19 protein-coding genes are annotated in these 19115 nt (G+C 52.0%); 2 read left to right on the forward strand and 17 right to left on the reverse strand.

Annotated elements, in window-relative coordinates:
- Positions 1 to 11: 11 nt before the first annotated feature.
- A complete protein-coding gene (locus tag HFP08_RS21385; RefSeq protein WP_168122649.1) occupies positions 12 to 989 on the reverse strand; it encodes an alpha-ketoacid dehydrogenase subunit beta in 978 nt (325 codons plus the stop codon).
- 31 nt (positions 990 to 1020) lie between these two features.
- On the reverse strand, positions 1021 to 2097 hold the full coding sequence (pdhA, locus tag HFP08_RS21390) for a pyruvate dehydrogenase (acetyl-transferring) E1 component subunit alpha (RefSeq protein ID WP_168122650.1): 1077 nt from the start codon (positions 2095 to 2097) through the stop codon (positions 1021 to 1023).
- Positions 2098 to 2381: 284 nt separating this feature from the next.
- On the opposite strand from pdhA, the gene HFP08_RS21395 reads away from it, so the two are divergent.
- Positions 2382 to 3119 (forward strand): alpha/beta hydrolase, encoded by a 738-nt coding sequence (locus HFP08_RS21395; RefSeq protein ID WP_168122651.1) that lies wholly within the window; start codon positions 2382 to 2384, stop codon positions 3117 to 3119.
- A 28-nt stretch (positions 3120 to 3147) separates the two neighbouring features.
- Here the strand turns inward: HFP08_RS21395 and HFP08_RS21400 are convergent, their stop codons facing one another.
- Positions 3148 to 3648 carry a low molecular weight protein-tyrosine-phosphatase gene (locus HFP08_RS21400; RefSeq protein ID WP_168122652.1) on the reverse strand — a complete coding sequence of 167 codons (501 nt, stop codon included), beginning with the start codon at positions 3646 to 3648 and terminating at the stop codon, positions 3148 to 3150.
- A 118-nt stretch (positions 3649 to 3766) separates the two neighbouring features.
- Between HFP08_RS21400 and HFP08_RS21405 the strand changes: the two genes are divergently transcribed.
- The gene (locus HFP08_RS21405; RefSeq protein ID WP_168122653.1) at positions 3767 to 4405 is read left to right on the forward strand and encodes a thiamine diphosphokinase; all 639 of its coding nucleotides are present in this window, start codon (positions 3767 to 3769) and stop codon (positions 4403 to 4405) included.
- A gap of 15 nt (positions 4406 to 4420) precedes the next feature.
- Here the strand turns inward: HFP08_RS21405 and HFP08_RS21410 are convergent, their stop codons facing one another.
- The 14 genes from HFP08_RS21410 to rnz all read right to left on the reverse strand — a co-directional run bounded on the left by HFP08_RS21410 (position 4421) and on the right by rnz (position 19039).
- Complete coding sequence (locus HFP08_RS21410) at positions 4421 to 5200, reverse strand: MBL fold metallo-hydrolase (protein ID WP_168122654.1); 780 nt, start codon at positions 5198 to 5200, stop codon at positions 4421 to 4423.
- Positions 5197 to 5874 carry a GNAT family N-acetyltransferase gene (locus tag HFP08_RS21415; RefSeq protein ID WP_168122655.1) on the reverse strand — a complete coding sequence of 226 codons (678 nt, stop codon included), beginning with the start codon at positions 5872 to 5874 and terminating at the stop codon, positions 5197 to 5199. Before HFP08_RS21415 ends, HFP08_RS21410 begins: the two co-directional genes overlap by 4 nt.
- A 3-nt stretch (positions 5875 to 5877) precedes the next feature.
- Entirely contained in the window at positions 5878 to 6528 is a 651-nt protein-coding gene (locus HFP08_RS21420) for a GNAT family N-acetyltransferase (protein ID WP_240941687.1), read from the reverse strand.
- A gap of 39 nt (positions 6529 to 6567) precedes the next feature.
- A complete protein-coding gene (locus tag HFP08_RS21425; RefSeq protein WP_168122709.1) occupies positions 6568 to 7428 on the reverse strand; it encodes a carbon-nitrogen hydrolase family protein in 861 nt (286 codons plus the stop codon).
- Between the two features lie 42 nt (positions 7429 to 7470).
- Positions 7471 to 8826 carry a sensor histidine kinase gene (locus tag HFP08_RS21430; RefSeq protein WP_168122656.1) on the reverse strand — a complete coding sequence of 452 codons (1356 nt, stop codon included), beginning with the start codon at positions 8824 to 8826 and terminating at the stop codon, positions 7471 to 7473.
- Entirely contained in the window at positions 8823 to 9521 is a 699-nt protein-coding gene (locus HFP08_RS21435) for a response regulator transcription factor (RefSeq protein ID WP_168122657.1), read from the reverse strand. The genes HFP08_RS21430 and HFP08_RS21435 overlap by 4 nt, the downstream gene beginning before the upstream one ends.
- A 95-nt stretch (positions 9522 to 9616) precedes the next feature.
- Complete coding sequence (locus HFP08_RS21440) at positions 9617 to 11197, reverse strand: serine/threonine protein kinase (RefSeq protein ID WP_168122658.1); 1581 nt, start codon at positions 11195 to 11197, stop codon at positions 9617 to 9619.
- A 91-nt stretch (positions 11198 to 11288) separates the two neighbouring features.
- Positions 11289 to 12305, reverse strand: coding sequence for an SAM-dependent methyltransferase (locus tag HFP08_RS21445; RefSeq protein ID WP_240941689.1), 1017 nt, complete (start codon positions 12303 to 12305; stop codon positions 11289 to 11291).
- Positions 12306 to 12363: 58 nt separating this feature from the next.
- On the reverse strand, positions 12364 to 12696 hold the full coding sequence (locus tag HFP08_RS21450; RefSeq protein ID WP_168122659.1) for a cyclic-phosphate processing receiver domain-containing protein: 333 nt from the start codon (positions 12694 to 12696) through the stop codon (positions 12364 to 12366).
- 33 nt (positions 12697 to 12729) lie between these two features.
- Positions 12730 to 13539, reverse strand: coding sequence for an Fpg/Nei family DNA glycosylase (locus tag HFP08_RS21455; RefSeq protein WP_168122660.1), 810 nt, complete (start codon positions 13537 to 13539; stop codon positions 12730 to 12732).
- 44 nt (positions 13540 to 13583) lie between these two features.
- A complete protein-coding gene (locus HFP08_RS21460; protein ID WP_206109302.1) occupies positions 13584 to 14390 on the reverse strand; it encodes a TIGR01457 family HAD-type hydrolase in 807 nt (268 codons plus the stop codon).
- Positions 14391 to 14414: 24 nt separating this feature from the next.
- Positions 14415 to 15713 (reverse strand): ribonuclease H-like domain-containing protein, encoded by a 1299-nt coding sequence (locus tag HFP08_RS21465; protein ID WP_168122661.1) that lies wholly within the window; start codon positions 15711 to 15713, stop codon positions 14415 to 14417.
- On the reverse strand, positions 15710 to 17995 hold the full coding sequence (locus HFP08_RS21470) for a DEAD/DEAH box helicase (protein ID WP_168122662.1): 2286 nt from the start codon (positions 17993 to 17995) through the stop codon (positions 15710 to 15712). Before HFP08_RS21470 ends, HFP08_RS21465 begins: the two co-directional genes overlap by 4 nt.
- A gap of 102 nt (positions 17996 to 18097) precedes the next feature.
- The gene (gene rnz, locus HFP08_RS21475) at positions 18098 to 19039 is read right to left on the reverse strand and encodes a ribonuclease Z (RefSeq protein WP_346768753.1); all 942 of its coding nucleotides are present in this window, start codon (positions 19037 to 19039) and stop codon (positions 18098 to 18100) included.
- Positions 19040 to 19115 lie beyond the last annotated feature (76 nt).

Below are 19115 nucleotides of genomic sequence, written 5' to 3' on the forward strand. Positions count from 1 at the left end.
TGAGTTTACAATTAGAATTCCATCGTTTTCTTCACTGCCGCTTTAATGCGCGCCACATTCGGCAGCCAAGCATCCTCGATTTGGGCAAAAGGATAAACCGTATCCGGTCCGGCTACGCGAAGCACTGGAGCTTCCAGATGCAAAATCGCCTTTTCGTTGATTTGCGCGATAACCTCGGCAGCTGCTCCCGCCGTTTTCTGGGCTTCTTGCACCACGATAACGCGATTCGTTTTCTGAATCGAAGCAACAAGCGTATCGATATCAAGCGGCATCAGCGTGCGAAGATCGATAACCTCCGCTTTCACGCCTTCCTTCTCCAGCTCTTCAGCCGCCTTGACTGCCGTGTGAACCATTAATCCGTAAGCGATAATCGTTACGTCGCTGCCCTCGCGCACGACATTCGCTTTGCCGATCTCGACCGTATAATCGCCCTCAGGCACCTCGTCGCGGAACGCATGATACAAGTTCAGATGCTCCATGAAGAATACGGGATCGTTGTCGCGAATCGCAGAGATTAGCAAGCCCTTCGCGTCATAGGGATTCGACGGGATTACAACCTTCATGCCTGGCGTTTGCAGAGCCAAGCCCTCAAGTGAATCCGTATGAAGCTCGGCAGCTTTAACGCCGCCGCCGAAAGGCGTGCGGAATACGATCGGCGCGTTATAGCGGCCGCCGGAGCGGAAACGCATGCGCGCTGCCTGCACGAACATTTGGTCCAGAGCTTCATAAATGAAGCCGACAAACTGAATTTCCGCGATTGGACGGAAGCCTTGCGTGCCCATGCCTACCGCCAAACCGCCGATTGCGGATTCCGCCAGCGGCGTGTCGAAGACGCGCTCCTCGCCGAATTCCGCTTGCAGACCTTCCGTAGCGCGGAATACGCCGCCTACCTTACCGACATCCTCACCGAACAGCACGACGTTCGGATCTCTCTTCAATTCGACCCGCATGGCGTCGCGGATTGCTTCTTTCATATTCATTTGAGCCATGTTCAATTGATCCTCCCTTACTTCGCGTTTGTTATTGGAAATCGGCCTTTTGCTCTTCCAGATATTTCGGCGTTGTCTCGTACATCGAGTCGATCAAGCCGGGAATCGTCATTTTCTCCGTTGCTTCGGCTTTCTTGATTTGCTCGGCTACCTTCGCCTTCGCCTCTTCCTTCACGCGCGCCGTGTCTTCGTCCGACCACAGGCCTTTGCTTTCGAGGAATTTGCCGAAGCGGATAAGCGGATCCTTAGGCGCCCATTCGTTCTCTTCGTCCTTCGTCCGATATTTCGACGTATCATCCGACATGGAATGCGGACGATAACGATACGTAACCATCTCGATCAAAGTCGCGCCTTCGCCGTTGCGGCCGCGTTCAGCAGCTTCACTGACCGCTTTGATCACGGCAAGAACGTCCATGCCGTCGACCTGAACGCCTTTGATGCCGGCAGCGACTGCTTTATGTGCAATGGACATTGCGCCGGTCTGCTTCGCGAACGGAGTCGTAATCGCATAACCATTGTTCTGTACCACGTAGATGACCGGCAGCTTGAAAGCGCCCGCGAAGTTCATGCCTTCGTAGAAATCGCCTTCGGAGGAACCGCCGTCTCCTGTATAAGTCATGACAACGCGCTTCTCGTTCTTCTTCTTGAACGCCATCGCGATGCCCGTAGCGTGCAGAATCTGAGCGCCGATAATAATTTGCGGCATGAGAACGTTAACATCCTCGGGCACCTGTCCGCCATGCTGATGACCGCGGGAATAGAGGAACGCTTGATATAACGGCAAGCCATGCCATACGATCTGCGGAATATCGCGGTAGCCCGGGCACAGGAAATCATCCTTGTTAACCGCGTATTCGCTGCCAATCATGGACGCTTCCTGGCCGGATACAGGCGCGTAGAAGCCAAGGCGGCCTTGTCTGCCCAAATTTACGGCGCGCTCGTCCAATGTGCGCGTGAATACCATGCGGTACATAATTTCTTTCAGTTGATCATCCGTCAACTCCGGCATATCATCCGCGTTTACGACTTCTCCATCGAGAGACAGCACGGACAGCGGCGTTACCGGTTCCGTCTGAACTTCGTATGGCAACTTGGTCTTTTTGCTCATTTTGAACGCTCACCTCAATCGAAATATTTGAAATACAGGGTACTCTGTTATAGAATTATTATAAACCTGTTATGCATGAATGGTCAAAGCAAAACAGGAATAATCCGCTGTTTTTTAACTAACAATTGATCTACTATTAAGGAATTGTATATGCAACAGACTTCCAAAAAGACTATAACAGAATAATACAAATGACAGCAGCACAGACTCCGCCCCTTGATCACCTTACTATTGTTTACCCACTACGACCGCATTCCATTCAATATAAGCGAGGAGAATTCAAGATGACTGAACAGAAATATTTGAAACGAACGATTCTGAAAGAAACGGTAAACAGCCGCTATCTGACCGAAGGAGAACGCAATCTTAGAATCTTCCTTCCTCCCGGCTACAATGAACTGCTCAGCTATCCTGTTCTGTATTGTCAGGACGGAGAGGATTTCTTCAACTTTGGAAGAGTGGCTACGATTGCGACGCAGCTCATTCTCGACGAAGGACTCGAGCCGTTCCTCATCGTCGGCGTGGATGTCAACAAGAAGAATCGCACGGAGGAATACGCTCCGGACGGCAGCCGCCACCAGGCCTATCTCCGTTTCTTCGCGGAGGAGCTTCTCCCCTATATCGAGGAGCGGTATCCCGTACGGAAAGAAGCGAATTTCCGAATTCTCGCCGGCGATTCGCTCGGCGGAACCGTTTCGCTTCAGCTCGCTCTCGCCTATCCCGAGCTGTTCCGGCATGTTATGTCGCTGTCCGGCGCCTTCTACGCCAGCGCGCAGAACGAAATCGTGAACAGCATGGATCTCGGCTGGCTGAATATGTACATGATCGTCGGCTTGCAGGAAACCGATTATGAAACCGATCGAGGCGTCTTCGATTTCGTCGCGCTCAATCGCAATATGAAAGCCCTGCTGGAGCTGAAGCAGGCGAAGCTTTTTTACGAAGAGAAGGACGGCAAGCATCAGTGGGGCTTTTGGCAGAAGGAGCTCCCTCAGGCGCTGCGGCATTTCATCGAAATCGAATAGGAAAGAAAAAGCGGCTTGGAAATGGATGCTATCCCTGTTCCAAGCCCCTTTTAATTTGTTCCAGAAGCGCTTTGCAGCCCTGCTCGACAAGCTCGAATACATAATCGAATCTGCCGTCGTAATAGGGGTCCGGCACTTCGTCCACTCCGCTGTCAGGGAGCAAATTCATGAACGTCATAAGCTTTGTCGAACCATTCGACGCTTGCTCGTCGTTCAGGTTGAAAATTCGCCGAACATCCTTCAGGTTTTTGTGATCCATGCACAGAATATATTGGAAGGCTTCCTTATCTTCCGGAATGACAAGCCGGGCTTTCATATTCTCATAAGAGATATGATGCCGCTGAAGCACCTTGCGCGTGCCCTCATGCGGAATGCTCCCAAGATGCCAGTCGCCGGTGCCGGCCGAATCCACTCGAATTTGGCCGTCTAATCCTTCTTGCTCCACCAAATGCCTCATGACAGCTTCAGCCATAGGCGATCTGCAAATATTGCCGAGACATACAAACAAAACATTGACTCTATTCTCCATCTTCTTCCCCTTCTCTTCTCGATTCTTCTTCCCTGACTGAATAAGTCGTACGCTTAACGTTGTTGACTGGCAGCCGCAGCGATATACTGAATGGGATTATGAAAACTGGGAGGCCATTATGCACTCACGCATTGTTATCGTTTCTGGCGGTCATCTGGACGACTGGGCGCTCGAGCAGTTCGATAGTTCCGATTTCATCATAGCAGCGGACAGAGGGGCGGACTTTCTCGTTCGGCACGGCGTTAATCCCGATATTGCGATAGGTGACTTCGATTCCGTCTCGCCCGAAGCATTCGAACGCATTCAAGCCTGCAGTGGAAAAACAATCGCATGTGATCCGATTGACAAAAACGATACGGATACGGAAATGGCTATGCGGCTTGCGCTGGATATACATCCGGGCGTCATTCTGCTCTTGGGCGCAACGGGAACACGCTTCGATCATACGCTGGCCAATGTTCATTTGCTCGCTTTAGCTGCCGATATCGGCATAGAAGCCATCCTGCGGGACAAGCATAACGAAATACGGCTGGTCGTCGATCAATGCCGCATGAAAGCGGGCCCGTATACTCAAGTTTCGCTGCTTCCCTTGTCGGAAAAGGTTACCGGCATTTCGTTAATCGGGTTTCAATATCCGCTTCACGACGCAACGCTTTCAATCGGTCAATCGCTCGGAATCAGCAATGTGCTGCTGGAAAGCGAAGGCTTTATTCAAATTGCGCAAGGCAAGCTGCTTGTCATCGCCAGCATGGACTAATCCTCATTGGCCAATCTACACATGGATCGCTAATCCTTCATGGGCATATTCGATATATTCGGGCAATGCCCTGCGCTCGCGAATATCAATGTCATGGGATAGATGCGTGAGCAGCATCCGGCCGGGCTTCCACTTCGCGGCATGCTCGATCGCCTCCGTTACATCGTAGAGCGATCTTGACTCGCGTGCGTAAGGCTCCTTGTAAAAGCTTGTGCCAAGTATCAGAAGATCCACCTCCCGCAGCGGCTCTTGCTGCTGCTCCGTCAGATCGATCGAGTCCGGGCAATAAACCCATTTGAATCCGGATTCCATCGAATCAAAGCGAAAGGCGTAGGAATAGCCGTTCTTGCCGTGATTCACGCGCCAAGCCCGAACGGTCCATTCGCCGATTCGCAATCCTTCGTCGATAGCAATAAACGCCATCCGGGAAGTCAGCCAAGGGAATCGCGCATGGATCTCCGGTATCACTTCAGCAGGACAATAGACCTCGCCGCGCCTCTCCGTCCATCTGCACACATCATACCATTCCACCAAGCCCCCGATATGGTCGAAATGGCCATGCGTCAGGAGCAAACGGTCGATGCCGCGAAGACCGGCGAGCTCCATCTGCTTGCTCCAGTCCGGTCCGCAATCGATCCATGTGGTTCCCGTTTCCTCATTCGACATCTGCAGCGAAGGACGTAATCTTCTGTTGATTCCCTGCGGAGATCTCGCGCCTGCGCATATTCCGCAGTCACAGTAGACGCGAGGCACGCCTTGCGAATCTCCCGTGCCGCGAAAGATCAGCTTGGTCATAGCGGCAACAGCTCGAGCTTCCCACGCGACTGAAGCTGCTCCATCATCGACAGCCATTCCTTGGGCTTGTGCGGAAGAGCCGTGTAGTAACGGTCTAGAAAGCGATGCACGAGAGACGAATCAATGGTTTCGAGCTCTTCCTCGCTCGGCAAGAAGCAAAGATCAAGCTCCTCCACAGCCTTACCTTCATGATCCCAGGAAGGATGCACATAGCGCATGTCAAGCCGCTTATAGCCCATATGAGACAGCACCTCTCGCCGCACGTATGGATTCATTGGCGAGACGCCGCCGAAGCTATAATTGCCGGCCCGCTCAGCGTCATACACCTCGGCGAACATGCCTAAAGGTTCGGTACCGGATTGCAAGGCGAGCTGCCGCAAATCCTTTTCCCGCTCCCTGAACAAAAATCTCCCAATGCCAAGACCGGACTTGCCGATAATCGTGAAATCGGTCATTGCTACGCACAAATCCGTATAATAGCGATATTCCGTCGCGCCAACGACCTCGCTTCCGTGCAAAGCGGCATACACATGAATCGCCGGGTCCTCCAGCGGCTCACGCCATAATTCGTATGCCAGCACCTCCTCTGCTGGAAATATCGTCTGAAGCAGATGATGCACGCCGCGAAAATGCGGATGCTCGATAGATGCAATTCTCTCGTAGTTTAATGCCATTAACTATCGCTCCATTCTAAAAGGATTTCGCCATTCCATAAGGACGGCATTGTTGCGGGATTCTTCATCGTCCAAGTAGTCGGTCAGCACGCCAACCGGCATTCTGCCGCAGCGAAGCAAGAAGGATAGGACTGGATCCTGCCATTCCCCCGCCACGACGCGTCTTACGTATTGCTCGGGATTCGCCTCGCTTGCCCGGCTCGAATATCCTGGCATTCTTCCGCCGCCCAGCAGCCGCGCAAGACCGAGCTGCACAACCGTTTCATACATCGATTGCATCAGAATTTTGCCAAGCCCCGTTTTCCGCAGCCAAGGGACCACGCATAAATCAACCACATAGAGACAATCACCGCCGCTGTCATGATTGCGAATATAGCCATGATCGGTAATCTCCGCCCATGAATGCTTCTCTTGGTAATCGTTCCAGTTCACGATCAACCCCGTCATAGAGCCGACGATCTCCCCGTCGAGCTCGGCGCATAACGCACCTTCGGGGAACCGGGTTACATGTTCCCCGAGCTGCCCATGATTCCACAGCAGCTCCTCGGGAAACGGAGGCGGAAAGCAAGCCCTCTGCACCTCGATCATTCCGTCAAAATCCAAATCAATATAATTGCGAACGCATGCAAGTCGAGGACGACCTTCGACTCCCAAATAAAACTCCTTCTTCAGAACGGCACACCGCCTTCCAAGCTATTTCCAGGTTGGATAAATATCCGGTCTGCGATCAAGCCAGGGCCTGACCGATCCATTTTTGCGCACCTCGTCAAGCAATTGCAAATCCAGATCTCCGACCACCAGCATATCGTCGTTGAGCAAGCCTTCGGCAATAATGCCGCCTGGCGGGAACGGAATATCGTTCGGAGCGATGATAGCCGCCTGACCAAAATTCGCCCGCATGAAATCCACTTTGCGAAGCGATCCTACCGTGCCGGTCGTCACGACATACATTTGATTTTCAACCGTTCTCGCATGACAGCAATACCGCACGCGGTAAAAGCCGTGACGATCATCCGTGCAGGAAGGACAGAATATAACATCCGCTCCCTTGGATCGCACAATGCGAACCAGCTCGGGAAATTCAATATCATAGCAGGTCAGCATCGCAATCTTGCCGTAATGGGTCTGGAACACCTCTATGCCGTCTGCCGGCGACATGTTCCACTCCTCTACCTCGGTCGGCGTAAGATGAACCTTGCCTTGCGTATCCACCTTGCCGTCCGGATGGAACAGATGCGCGACATTTTGCCTGCTGCCGTCGGCGCATTGACGCACATGGGTGCCGCCTATGATATAGATTTGGTAGATTTCGGCCAATTTAGTGAACAGCGCAAGATAAGCCTCCGTGAACGACGGCAATTGTTCGAAAGCATGCGGATTGCCATTCTCGTCGCTGATGGAAAGCAGCTGTGTTGTAAGAAATTCGGGGAAAAGCAAGAATTGCACGCCATACTCGGACGCGTTGCGAACCGAATGGGTTACCTGCTCCTCGAACTCGGCAAAACTGTCGATGTCTGTAAGCTTATATTGTACTGCAGCCGTGCGAAATCTCACATGCATCCCTCATTTCTCTTCCGTTCTCCCGGTTTCTTTCTCTCATTTACGTTGTTTGAATTGCAAAGTGATAGTCGTCCCCAAATTCGGAAGACTGAATACATCCACCTTGCCTTCATGCAGATCGATAATTCGCTTCGCGATGGACAAGCCGAGCCCGACGCCTCCGGTAGTTCGGCTTCTTGCGCCGTCAACGCGATAGAATCGCTCGAACAGATAAGGAAGATCCTTCTCCGGAATGCCCATCCCCTTGTCCTTCACTTCAATATTGACAATTCCTTTTAGAAGCGAGATCGAGATATCGATCGGCTCCTTGGAATATTTGATCGCGTTGTCCAGCAAGATGACGAGCAACTGCCTAATCTTGTCCTTATCTCCGGTCATTTTGACCGACCGCGAAAGCACCCTCACGCGAATTTGACGCTGGAAGGTCGTTTGCAGCATCGTCGCAAGCTCCTCAACAATCTGAACGACATCGAACATCTCCAGACGCAGCCAATCCTCTTGCTCCGCTTCGGCAAGCATCAGCATCGATTTTGTCAAATTTTGCAGCCTCACCGCTTCCTTGGCAATCGCCTCGATCGCCTCATCGCGGACGCTCTCATCATCCCGCCCCCAGCGCTTCAACATGCCCGCATAACTGCTAATAACCGTCAGCGGCGTTTTCAACTCATGCGAAGCATCCGCCACGAATTGCTTCTGTCTTGCGAATGTGCGGTCAAGCCTCTCAATCATCTGATTGAAAGCCCGGACCAATTGCTGGAGTTCGGCGGATTCCTCGCGATTCGTGACGGCAATCTGTCTCAGCTTGCCGCTTCTATCGATTTCCCTCATCGTATTCACCATCTGTTGAATCGGAGCTGTCAGTCTCGAGGTGAACCATAACGTTCCGAAGATCGCGAATAGAATGGCTCCGATACTCGTCACGCTAAGTGCCCCGACAAGCACCTGCAAATACTTGTCAAGCTCGTCGAGAATCCGATTCACCTCAAGCATGGCGATAACTTGTCCATCCTCATAGATCGGCACCCGCATAAAAATAACCCGTTCTCCGTTTTTTGTAATCATCCCGCTATGATGAACCGACTCAAATTGAGCGGGCAGCTCGAGCAGTATCGGATTAGAGCCGGATATATTGACGACCCGATTCGACGGGACGATGATACGTATCATTTCTTTCACATTATAGTACTCGTTAAGCAACTCAGCCGTATTAAGGCCTCGCCCGCTCTGAATTCGGGGGTTTTCGAGCAATAAATTGACCTTCGTCGTGATGACTTCCTTCTCGCTTTCCGTTGTGATCTTGATCACATAGAAATAGACGAAGATGTTGAAGAAAATCAAAATAAGAATAAGCCAGAATATCGTAAAAAGCGTAAATCGTTTACGCAGCGTCATGCTTCAGGCTCCTTAATCATATAGCCCACGCCGCGAACCGTATGAATCAGCTTGTGACGATAACCCTTGTCGAGCTTCTGACGCAGATATCGAATATACACATCAACCAGGTTTGTCTCGCCAATGAAATCATAGCCCCATACCTCGGAGAGGATATCCTCTCTGGATTTCTCCGTGTTGCGATTCTCGACCAAATAAACCAGAAGCTCGAATTCGCGAGGCGTAAGCTCGATCAACAAATCCTTGCGGTACACCTTGCGCGTGCGCAGCTCGATTGTCAAATCGCCAAGCTTAATAAGATCCGAGCCTTCCGCTTCCTTCGGATTCTGCTGAAAGATTCGCAGAATGTTCCGCACCCGGGCGAGAAGCTCTTCCATGGCGAACGGCTTCGTAATATAATCATTCGCGCCATGCTCGAAGCCGCTGACCTTGTCAGGCACCGTATCTCTTGCCGTCAGCAATATGATCGGGACGGGATTGCCCGCTTGCCGAATCAATCGAAGCACCTCGATGCCGCTCATCTCGGGCAGCATGACATCAAGCAGCACAAGCTGCCACTCTCCCTCCGACACCATCTCATAGCCCTTGCGTCCATCCTTTGCGACGCCTACCGTATATCCTTCATGCTCTAATTCCAATTGCAGAATCCGAGCGATTCCTTCTTCGTCTTCAACGACCAGAATATGCTCATTCATTGTTGCTTCACACCTGCTTTCCCAATTACGAATCTATTCTTCATCATAATGAAGGCAGCATTCAAATGCAAGCCGGGCACATGGTTTCCGGCGCCTCAACGTCCCTGAATGCATCTTGCAGCGAGTCGGCTCACTGCTGACAAGGAACTCTCGATTTGCTTGCCGAATCTTGGATGATCGATAATCCATCGCCTCTTCCACATCAGTTCCAGAAGCTCATCCTGAGGCAGCATCGGTATGGCGGTTAGCGGTTTGCGGGGCAGCAGGTCCAGCCATTCCGCGCGTCTGCGAAACTTCATATCTTTGTTCGCGATCCAGTGCAGCTCCCGGCCATTGGCGCAAAGCGACTGCTCAAGCTCCAACAAAGCCTTCACTTTATCGGGCTGCCACTTGGCGATGAATGGATCGCAGATGACCAGCACATACTGCGACTGCAGCAGCCACGACATCGCCTCGGGATCCGACCATGCATGCGAGAAATCGATGAGCTGAATCTGCGCTTCAGAATGCAGAAGCCCTTCCGAGAACATCCTTTCATGATGTTTCTTCTCGTTTGTGTCCGGGGAAGAACACGGGAGCCAAGTCAAGGCCGGGCTGGACGAAGCCATTACGCCGGGAAGCCACTCATTCCATTCAGGCGGAAGCTTATAATATTCCGCGGCCATAACGCTGTAGCCTTGCTTGGCAAGAAGCATAGCCGTCGTCAATGTCACCCATGTCGCGCCTGCTCCAGGCGATAGAGATATTACACTGATTCTCAATCCATGTCCGCTGTTACCTCCAGCATTGCCAGACCTGCCGTCGGCATCAACCGCTATCGTATGACTGAAATCCATTGCGACGCCTGAGGCTGCGGCCTTCAATCCCCGCTCTACCTCCCGCATGGATTGGCAGCGATACGCAGCATTAGGCTCAAGCATTCTCTCCAGCATGCTTCTAATAATCGCCGGCACATCCTTTGGCAATCCCTTCAAAAGAGCGGGAAGGGGAGCGTTTTGAAGCTCTGCGGCCATGACTCTGCCTCGCATCGCCAAATAATAGAACAGCATGCCCAAGCTATAAATATCCGTGCGCGCATCGCTCTGTTTTCCTTCTCGCTGTTCTGGAGCCGCAAAGCCCAATGTGCCGAGTTGAACCGTATCCGAAGCTTGCCCTTCTTTGAATCGTCTGGAAATGCCAAAATCGATCAACTTCACTTGTCCGTTTCTGTCGATCATGACATTCGACGGCTTCAAATCCCGATGAATAATAGGGACCGGCTGCTCATGCAGATAGAGAAGCGCAGAGCATAATTGCAAGCCGATTTGAATGATGTCCGCTATTGTTAATGCCATTAATGATTGTTCCAAGATAGAGGACAGTGTATGTCCGTCTACATAATCCATAATGAGCGCTTCAAAGCAGCCGCTCTCCTCATCCATCGGAAAATAATCGGTAATATGCGGCAAACAAGGATGGTTAAGTCTCATCAACATGCCCGCTTCCTCCGAGTAAGCAGACACGCCGTGCTTTCCTTCTGCAACCTTCATGGCGCGAATGGAACCATCCAGCTTCAAATCGCTTACCGCATAGACTGTGCCCATTCCCCCTTGTCCAACAGGATGCAATACGCGATACCTTCCGCCGATACAATCTCCTTTGCTTAGTCTGCCATGCTTTGCCCAAGTATGATTCATTGTCGACTCTCCTCCCGAAAAAAAATAAATCCCGAGGAACGGCTGAATAGCCTTCCTCGGGATGCTTTCCCTTGAAATATCGATCATGTGCTTATTTCCTTTGCAAATGAAAGGTAACTTCCTCGCGGTTGTGAAACAACTGCTTCGCCTTTAACAGTCTAAAACCCGTTTCCAGCCTTTCCTTCACTTCGCGAATCGTCTGCAAAGGTTTGCGATGCATCAGCTTTACCGTAATAATGGCGGTGGCGTCTCTCGTCAACGCATATTGCAAATCCAGAATCAATCTGCACATTAACATCGGACTCCAACTCATATCGCATACCAAGAGGTCAAAAGCAGCTTCCTTCAGCTTCACCTCGGAAGCATTCTTCTTCACATGCGTGAAGGTTGGATAAGCCGACAGAGATTCATGCATTTCCGCCGGGTCTATCGAGGTGACGCTCAGCCCTCTTTCGAGCAGAAGCGAAGTCCAACCGCCCGGAGCCGCGCCGACATCAAGCGCCCGTCTGAAGGATGCGTATTGCAAGGAGAAGCTGCGCTCAGCCTCCAACAGCTTGAACTTGGCCCGCGAAATTTGTCCTTCTTCCCGTTGAAATCTGACAGCCCCTCCCGGCCAATCGGAGAGCATGTCCCGCGGAGCTCCAAATCCGGCATACAGAAAATCCGCCGCCGCATAAATAGATAGAATAATATCAGGCTGCTGCACGACGGGCTCCGCACCTATTTCCTCGAGAACGGCGTCAAGAATCCCCTTCGTATCCGAGGCGCTGTAATGAAAGGCCGATTTCGAGCTTCTGCGAATATGGACAGCCGCTCGCTTGCCTTCGAAGGCCAAGCGTGAATGCCGAATCATCGCCGATAATTCATCCAGATCATTTGCACTGCCGCAAATTTCGATCAACCTATCAACAGGTTGAATATGCCGCAAGAAAATCGGCTCTTGTCGCAAAATCGCCGACAGCGTATCCGTCTTTGCAATCGGAGAAGTCATAAGGAACACTTCTCCGGCCGCAAGCTGAGCGAATGAGGCTCCAGGAATGATTCTTCGGAGCTCTTCCATCGCATAGGACGCATATTTTTGATTGGCCGTTCCGATCCATTGACTCACGATTCAGTATGCCTCATTCCTAAAGGTAGTTTATAAGGTCCAATTTTGATCATGTCGATCACTTGCCCGCTGCTTCATCCAACACGCATTGAGGCATAGGACCCCCAAAGAGCTCCGTCGTTTCCGGAAGCTGTTCGGACAAAAGTTCATACATCTGATTTCGTCCGAGGATGCTGGAGGTATGCAGGAAAATTCGTTTGGGATACGCGCCATGCTCGACCAAATGTCTGACAACCTCGTAGCCGGTCGGATTCCCCCAGCCGAGATCGAAATCAAGAGATAGAATATCAATCTCTTCTTCATCGATCAGATGCTTGCATTCCTCCGCGTTTCTGGCTAATACGAAGCCCTTCGGACAATGTCGGTAATCATCCAAATAGACATGAATCATGGCAATCCCTCCAGGCGGAAAGCTCGGCTTCCCTTATTCCTCGCCGCTCTGACAATGCGGGCAAATCGCTGTCTTGCGCTTCGCAACCAGGATACGTTCAATCCTATGACCGCAACGCTCGCAAGGCTTGCCTTCCCTGCCGCTTACCTTCAAATAATCTTTGAAGCCTCCGGTAAGACTGTCATTCGCGAACATAGGATGGTCCCCCGTGCCTCCGTGCGCGATCGCTTCGCGCAAAATTTCGGTCGTGGCATGAAACAGTCGCTCCCAATTGTCCTCCGACAAAGCTGACAACTTGGAAGCGGGCGAAAGTCTGGCCGCATACGCTATTTCATCCGCATACAACGAACCTATTCCCGCTATGGCGCTCCTGTCCATTAATGCGGATTTGAGTCCTTTTCGCGAAGAGGAGAAGCGTGCCTTGAATCTTGCAGGAGTAAGCCGTTTGTCGAGCGGATCGATGCCGAAGCTTTTCATCTCCGTCTCAAGCTCCTTCACTGATTTCAAATACAAATCTTCCATGGTTAAACCAAAGAAATGCAAATGACGATCCTCAAATTCGATGGTAATCGAAGGCTTTTCGCCCAGTTCCTCATCGGATGAAGAGCAATACATAAAGCTTCCATCGCTCATCGCCATCATTAATCGTTTTCCGTTATCGAGGTGAAACACCAGATAAGGTCCGCGTCTCTCCACGAACCAAATCATCTTGCCCTTTAACTCGAGAGCCATCGCATGCTCCCGCTCCCTGTCCGAGGTTGTTTTGAAGTCTGTTATTAGAGCGCCGGCGAATCTCTCCGCAAGCATCGCTCTGTATATTTCCAATTCCGGCAATTCGCGCATCTGGTCTTCATCCCTCCCTGCTTCTTACAACATATGATCGATTGTTATCGAATGTTAGTAACCGCTGTCATTAATATATCCAAATTGTTGCATATAAGATCCGGTCTGCAGCCTGCAGCCTGAGCATATTTTTCATAATTATCCGCAGTCGTAAGCCCCGTCAGCACCAGTATCGTGCCGCAGCCGGCCGCTTTTCCCGCCGCGATATCCGTAGCGATATTGTCTCCCACCATCCATGTTTCGTCGCTTGGGAGTCCCAGCCGCTGCAAGGCGTAATTCATCAAAATGGGCGAAGGCTTGCCAATTACGACAGGCTCTATGCCGCTCGCCGCTTGCAGCATGGCGCCGATTGAGCCCGCTCCCGGAATCAAGCCGTCGGTCGACGGAAGCAGTAAATCAGGATTCGTCATAATTGACCGTGCGCCTTCGCGAATATAACGAACGGCCTCTGCGCCGCGTTCGTAACGAAAGCCTCGATCGATGCCTTGTACGACAAAATCCGGCATCTCCTCCGTCAACTCGAGGCCGGCATGCGCGAGCTCCGAACGCAAGCCCTCTTCGCCAATGACGAAGACAGAGGCTCCTTCCTTCTCTTTGCTAATATAGTCGGCAGCCGCCTGCGCGGATGTGCAGACGAGCTCTGAATTCGCTGGTATGCCCATAGCCGACAGCTTGTCCGCTACTTGCTCCGGCGTTGCGGAAGAATTATTCGTTACGAAACGGTAGGGCATTTCCGTCGCAATCAGCATTTCAATGAAACGATCCGCATTTTCGATAGGTTTCGCGCCGTGATACAGCGTGCCGTCAAGATCGATTAACAATCCTTTTAAAGCAGGCAATTGTTGTTGCATCTATATGTACTCCTATCCCTTATCTTAAGACTTTCGTTCCAGCTTACGCTCCAGTCGATCCAATCGTTTGCGAAGCTGCTGAACCATCTCTCTTCGTTTCTTGTCATGCCGTTCGTAAGAAAATCGGACTTCCGCCCGCTGGAGCGCCTCGCAAGCCAAGACTTGCGCGTTATGCAAATCCCTCAGCTTATGCTCGTAATACATCGCAAGCTCCGTGTAGGATTCATAGAGAACGGCTCCGAAAGAAGGTCCGGATTGCGTTATGGCTTTCTGCCACAATAACACAGCCCGCTCCCAATTTCCAGCCTTCTTGTCTCTTGCCGCCAGCATGACGAGGGCCGACGGATAGGCAGATGGCTGATTAAGCGCCAAACCGAATAGCTCCTGGGGCAAGTCTGTCATATGCATCTTCTCCAGCCATAATCCGGTACGAATCAATTCTTCCCCCTCTGACGGATAGGGCAAGCGCCGGAACAGATCCCCGCGCAGCAAGCTTCCGAATCGAATCGACAGACAGACCAGACTCAGCAGATCGCTTGCATTGTGCTCGAACACGCCCCGCAGCGGAGCCGGCTCCCCATCGGACAAGAATTGAAAGTACAACTGGGGAGCCAGAGATCCTGGCACATCATCCTCCCGGATAATGCCTAGACGTTCCTCTTCAATATAGCTTAGCTTGCAAGAAGCAAGCGTATTGCGCCATAAGGCTCGCGAGGGATGCAGGAAATCCAGATGCAGAGGCTCCCAGCGTCTCGGATTGATGCCGTTCATGATCATGCGGCTCTGCACTAAAGGCCAATCGAAGGTCTTTCCGTTATAAGTAGCCAAATAATCGAATGACTGGAGCCTGTCGCATAATGCCCGCAACATGGCATATTCCTCTGCGGGATGTCTGATGAAGGATTGCTCTACGATGAACGAATCGCCTTCCCTATAAGCCGTTCCCACCATAAATGGCACATTTCCCGCTCCGACGCCGAGGCCGGTTGTCTCCAAATCCAGATAGAAAATTCGGTCCGCGTCAACGGACTTCGCTTCCGGGTGAAAGGCCTGCAGCCCGCCGGCCGCTTCGCTTAACTCGCCAATCTGATGTGTGCCGTGACGATGTGTCGGCGAAAAGCTCTGCTTTCGTACAAGGTACGAGCCATGAGGCGTATTTGCAAGCGTTACTCCCATCTGGCCCCAAGCGGAATGAAGACTTTCCGCTTCTTCAACCGCTTGATCATATTCGGCGGTTTCCTCTTGCTTCAATGCTTCCCGCTCTGTTGCGTTATCGGCAGAGGCGCCTCTCAAGCGGTTCATTCGATTGCGCAAGCCGCTCATGAACGACCACCCGCTTCTACCAGCAAATCCAGAGCCTGCTGCTTGCCAAGCAAGCCTACCTCTTCGATCGGCCCGACGCAAGCCGGGCATCCGCTAAGACAAGTGCAGGAAATAATTAATGCCTGCGCCCGTTTCAGCAGCTCGTCATGCACATCGAACAATCGTTCGCTAAGACCAATTCCTCCTGGATAGCGGTCATAGAAATAAATCGTCGGCCGTTGTGAATGAACGGCCTTCACCTGCGGCACGACGCGAATATCAAAAGGATCGCACATCAGATACAACGGCGCGATATGTACAAGCACATTGGCTATTCCAAGCAGCGCGAACTGCATCTCGTTCTTGCTCTTCCTCGCCGCCGCTTCTTCGCTGAACGAGAACCAGTAACCGCTCGTATGCAGCTCTTCCTCCGGCAGATGAATCGGACCGGAACCTATGTTCTCATGCGTGCGCAATCTGATTTTTTTGAATATCGTCGCCTTCGCATTAACGGTTACTTCCCCATATTGGCGCAGAAGCTCGCCGGATACCTTCTCCTTGTCCACATGCAGCACCTTCAGCTCCACGGCTAGATTCGCATCCGTATAATAATCGACATCCACCTCGCGAACATAGGCCTTCTTCTCCGGATAATCCAGCTTCTCCACCTGATATTGCACGCCTTCATGGATGTAGATCGCTTCTTCGTGAACTAGCGTAGGAGCGCTGAAGCGGTCCACTTCGCCCAGCACACGGTTGTCGTTCGTTCGATCAATAATGATAACATTCTCCTGCGCGGCGGATCGGAGGGAGATATTATGGGCCGGGAAGGATTGCTCCATCCAGTACCAGCGATCGCCTGCCCGATGCAGAACCTTCTCCTCCGTTAGAAATTCCATCATATCCTCGAGGGATTCGGACCCGAAAACGTCGCCTTTCTTGAAAGGCAGCTCATATGCGGCGCATTTCACATGATCGATCAGAATAAGCAAATTGTCCGGATGAATCAAAGCCCGCTCCGGCGGCCTGTTGAAGAAGAAATCCGGATTCTGAATCATATATTGATCCAGAGGGTTGCTGCTCGCAACCATGAACGTAATCGAGCTCTCCTGCCTTCTTCCCGCCCGTCCCGACTGTTGCCAGGTGCTCGCGATCGTGCCGGGATAACCATTAAGCACGCAAGCTTGCAATTGTCCAATGTCAATGCCGAGCTCCAGCGCGTTCGTGCTGACAACGCCGCGAATTTCGCCGCTTCGGAGGCCTCTCTCGATCTCTCTTCTAAGCTTGGGGAGATAGCCTCCGCGATAGCCCCGTATCGTCTTCGCATCCAGCTTATCGCGAATAAGCTCCTGCAGATAGGTGAGCAAGAGCTCTACGCGAACCCGGCTTCTGGCGAATACAATGGTCTGCACGCCCTGCTTCAGCAGCAGCCCGGCAAGCTTCTGTGTTTCAAGAACAGAGCTGCGTCTAATGCCAAGCTGAACGTTCACGACCGGAGGATTATAGAACACGATATGCTTCTCGCCCGTTGGCGCTCCGTTATTCTGAATCAAAGCGACCTTCTCCCCAATTAGCCGCTCCGCATGCTCTCCCGGATTATCAATCGTCGCGGACGCGCAAATGAATTGCGGATTCGAGCCGTAGAAGGCGCATATTCGCTTCAATCTGCGGATGACGTTCGCCACATGACTGCCGAATACGCCGCGATAAGCATGCACTTCATCGATTACGATATATTTGATATTCTCGAACAGCTTGACCCATTTCGTATGATGCGGAAGAATCGCCGCATGCAGCATATCGGGATTCGTTACGACGATATGACCCGCGTTGCGAATCGCTGTTCGAACGGTCGGCGGCGTGTCTCCGTCATAGGTATGCGTCTTGATGGACGAGCCCATCAAATCCGCAAGCGCTTGAAGCTCCGCAACCTGATCCTGCGCGAGCGCCTTCGTCGGGAACAGGTAGAGCGCCCTGCCCTCTTCGTTCTCCAGCAAGCTCTGTATAACGGGAAGATTGTAGCACAGCGTCTTGCCCGAAGCCGTCGGCGTAACCGCGACGACATGACGACCAGACCTGACCGCTTCGTAAGCCTCCCGTTGATGGGTATATAAAGAATCGATTCCCCGTGATTGAAGCGCCGCCTTAAGCTTCGGCGACAAATCCGAAGGAAGCGGGCTTACTCGCGCATCTCTGGGCGGCAAGGTTTCCCAATGCGTCACGTTCACCATTATCTCTCTGTTGCTCTTGATATGCAGGAGCCATTCTGCGAAATCATCCGCCCTGCCCGTCCATCGATTCATCGACATCCCCTCCCCCAGATCACTCATGAACGAATTTGCACATGATTGACTATCATTTGTTAATTTTTATTTTACAGAATATACGTTCGTGCTGCAACGCCATTATTCGGCAGCTTGTCTTCGTTTAATGTCAATGAAGCTTAGATCGAGAGCGGCTGTCGTGTTCGGGAATACGGAAGCCGCTTCTTGCTCCAGCAGAGACAACTGCTCATTGCTGTATCTCCCGCTGAAATGGGTGAGCGCAAGCTGCTTCGCTCCCGCATCCCTCGCGGCGCGAGCGGCTTCCAGCGTCGTGCTGTGACCGAATTCATGCGCCTTCGTCTCCATGCCCGCGGCAAAGGTTGCTTCATGCACGAGCAAATCCGCCTTCTCCGCAAGCGGCCGCACGCTGGCGCATGGCCTCGTGTCGCCAAGGATCGTTACAATTCGTCCCGGCAAAGGCTGATTCGTCACATCCTTGGAATGAACCACGCTTCCATCCGCCAGCGCAACGGATTCGCCGTTTTTCAATTTCCCGAATAGCGGCCCTTCCTTCACACCCAGCGCTTTCAGTTTTTCAACCAAGAGCTTGCCCGGACAATCTTGCTCGACAATGCGGTAGCCGTAGCAAGGAATACGATGAGCAAGCGGCATTGCGGTGACCGTAAACTGCGGTTCCTTCACCACCACCTGGGTAGATTCGGTCTCGTTAAGCTCATGTATGACAAGCTCATAATCCAGCGTGGTGCTCGTCAGCCGGAACACATCTTGAAGATAACTCTTGATCCCCTTCGGGCCATAGAGATGAATCGGCGTCTCTCCGCCGTCGAAGGAGCGACTGCTGAGGAGACCAGGCAACCCGTAAACATGATCTCCATGCATATGCGTTACGAATACCTTCTCGAGCTTGCTTGGCTTTAGCGGCAGCTGCATGACCTGGTGCTGCGTCGCTTCACCCGCGTCGAACAGCCACCAATTGCCTTCCCCTTCCGTCATTTGTAACGCCAATCCGCTTACATTGCGATGTTTGTTCGGTCTTCCCGCTCCCGTTCCCATAAACCACATTCTCACAAGGATGCACCTCTGTCTCTGGCATATCTTACAACATTCAAGTGAAAAGGAGCCTTCCGCGCGAGCATGG

The sequence above is a fragment of the Paenibacillus sp. HB172176 genome (assembly GCF_011947265.1).
Classification (GTDB): domain Bacteria; phylum Bacillota; class Bacilli; order Paenibacillales; family Paenibacillaceae; genus Pristimantibacillus.

Coding starts and splice junctions, on each gene's coding strand:
- HFP08_RS21440 (WP_168122658.1), bottom strand. CDS start 11,197: ATGAATCATACTTGGGCAAAGCATGGCAGACTAAGCAAAGGAGATTGT.
- rnz (WP_346768753.1), bottom strand. CDS start 19,039: ATGTGGTTTATGGGAACGGGAGCGGGAAGACCGAACAAACATCGCAAT.
- HFP08_RS21405 (WP_168122653.1), top strand. CDS start 3,767: ATGCACTCACGCATTGTTATCGTTTCTGGCGGTCATCTGGACGACTGG.
- HFP08_RS21455 (WP_168122660.1), bottom strand. CDS start 13,539: ATGCGCGAATTGCCGGAATTGGAAATATACAGAGCGATGCTTGCGGAG.
- HFP08_RS21470 (WP_168122662.1), bottom strand. CDS start 17,995: ATGAATCGATGGACGGGCAGGGCGGATGATTTCGCAGAATGGCTCCTG.
- pdhA (WP_168122650.1), bottom strand. CDS start 2,097: ATGAGCAAAAAGACCAAGTTGCCATACGAAGTTCAGACGGAACCGGTA.
- HFP08_RS21385 (WP_168122649.1), bottom strand. CDS start 989: ATGGCTCAAATGAATATGAAAGAAGCAATCCGCGACGCCATGCGGGTC.
- HFP08_RS21435 (WP_168122657.1), bottom strand. CDS start 9,521: ATGAATGAGCATATTCTGGTCGTTGAAGACGAAGAAGGAATCGCTCGG.
- HFP08_RS21430 (WP_168122656.1), bottom strand. CDS start 8,826: ATGACGCTGCGTAAACGATTTACGCTTTTTACGATATTCTGGCTTATT.
- HFP08_RS21395 (WP_168122651.1), top strand. CDS start 2,382: ATGACTGAACAGAAATATTTGAAACGAACGATTCTGAAAGAAACGGTA.
- HFP08_RS21450 (WP_168122659.1), bottom strand. CDS start 12,696: ATGATTCATGTCTATTTGGATGATTACCGACATTGTCCGAAGGGCTTC.
- HFP08_RS21460 (WP_206109302.1), bottom strand. CDS start 14,390: ATGCAACAACAATTGCCTGCTTTAAAAGGATTGTTAATCGATCTTGAC.
- HFP08_RS21465 (WP_168122661.1), bottom strand. CDS start 15,713: ATGAGCGGCTTGCGCAATCGAATGAACCGCTTGAGAGGCGCCTCTGCC.
- HFP08_RS21410 (WP_168122654.1), bottom strand. CDS start 5,200: ATGACCAAGCTGATCTTTCGCGGCACGGGAGATTCGCAAGGCGTGCCT.
- HFP08_RS21400 (WP_168122652.1), bottom strand. CDS start 3,648: ATGGAGAATAGAGTCAATGTTTTGTTTGTATGTCTCGGCAATATTTGC.
- HFP08_RS21415 (WP_168122655.1), bottom strand. CDS start 5,874: ATGGCATTAAACTACGAGAGAATTGCATCTATCGAGCATCCGCATTTT.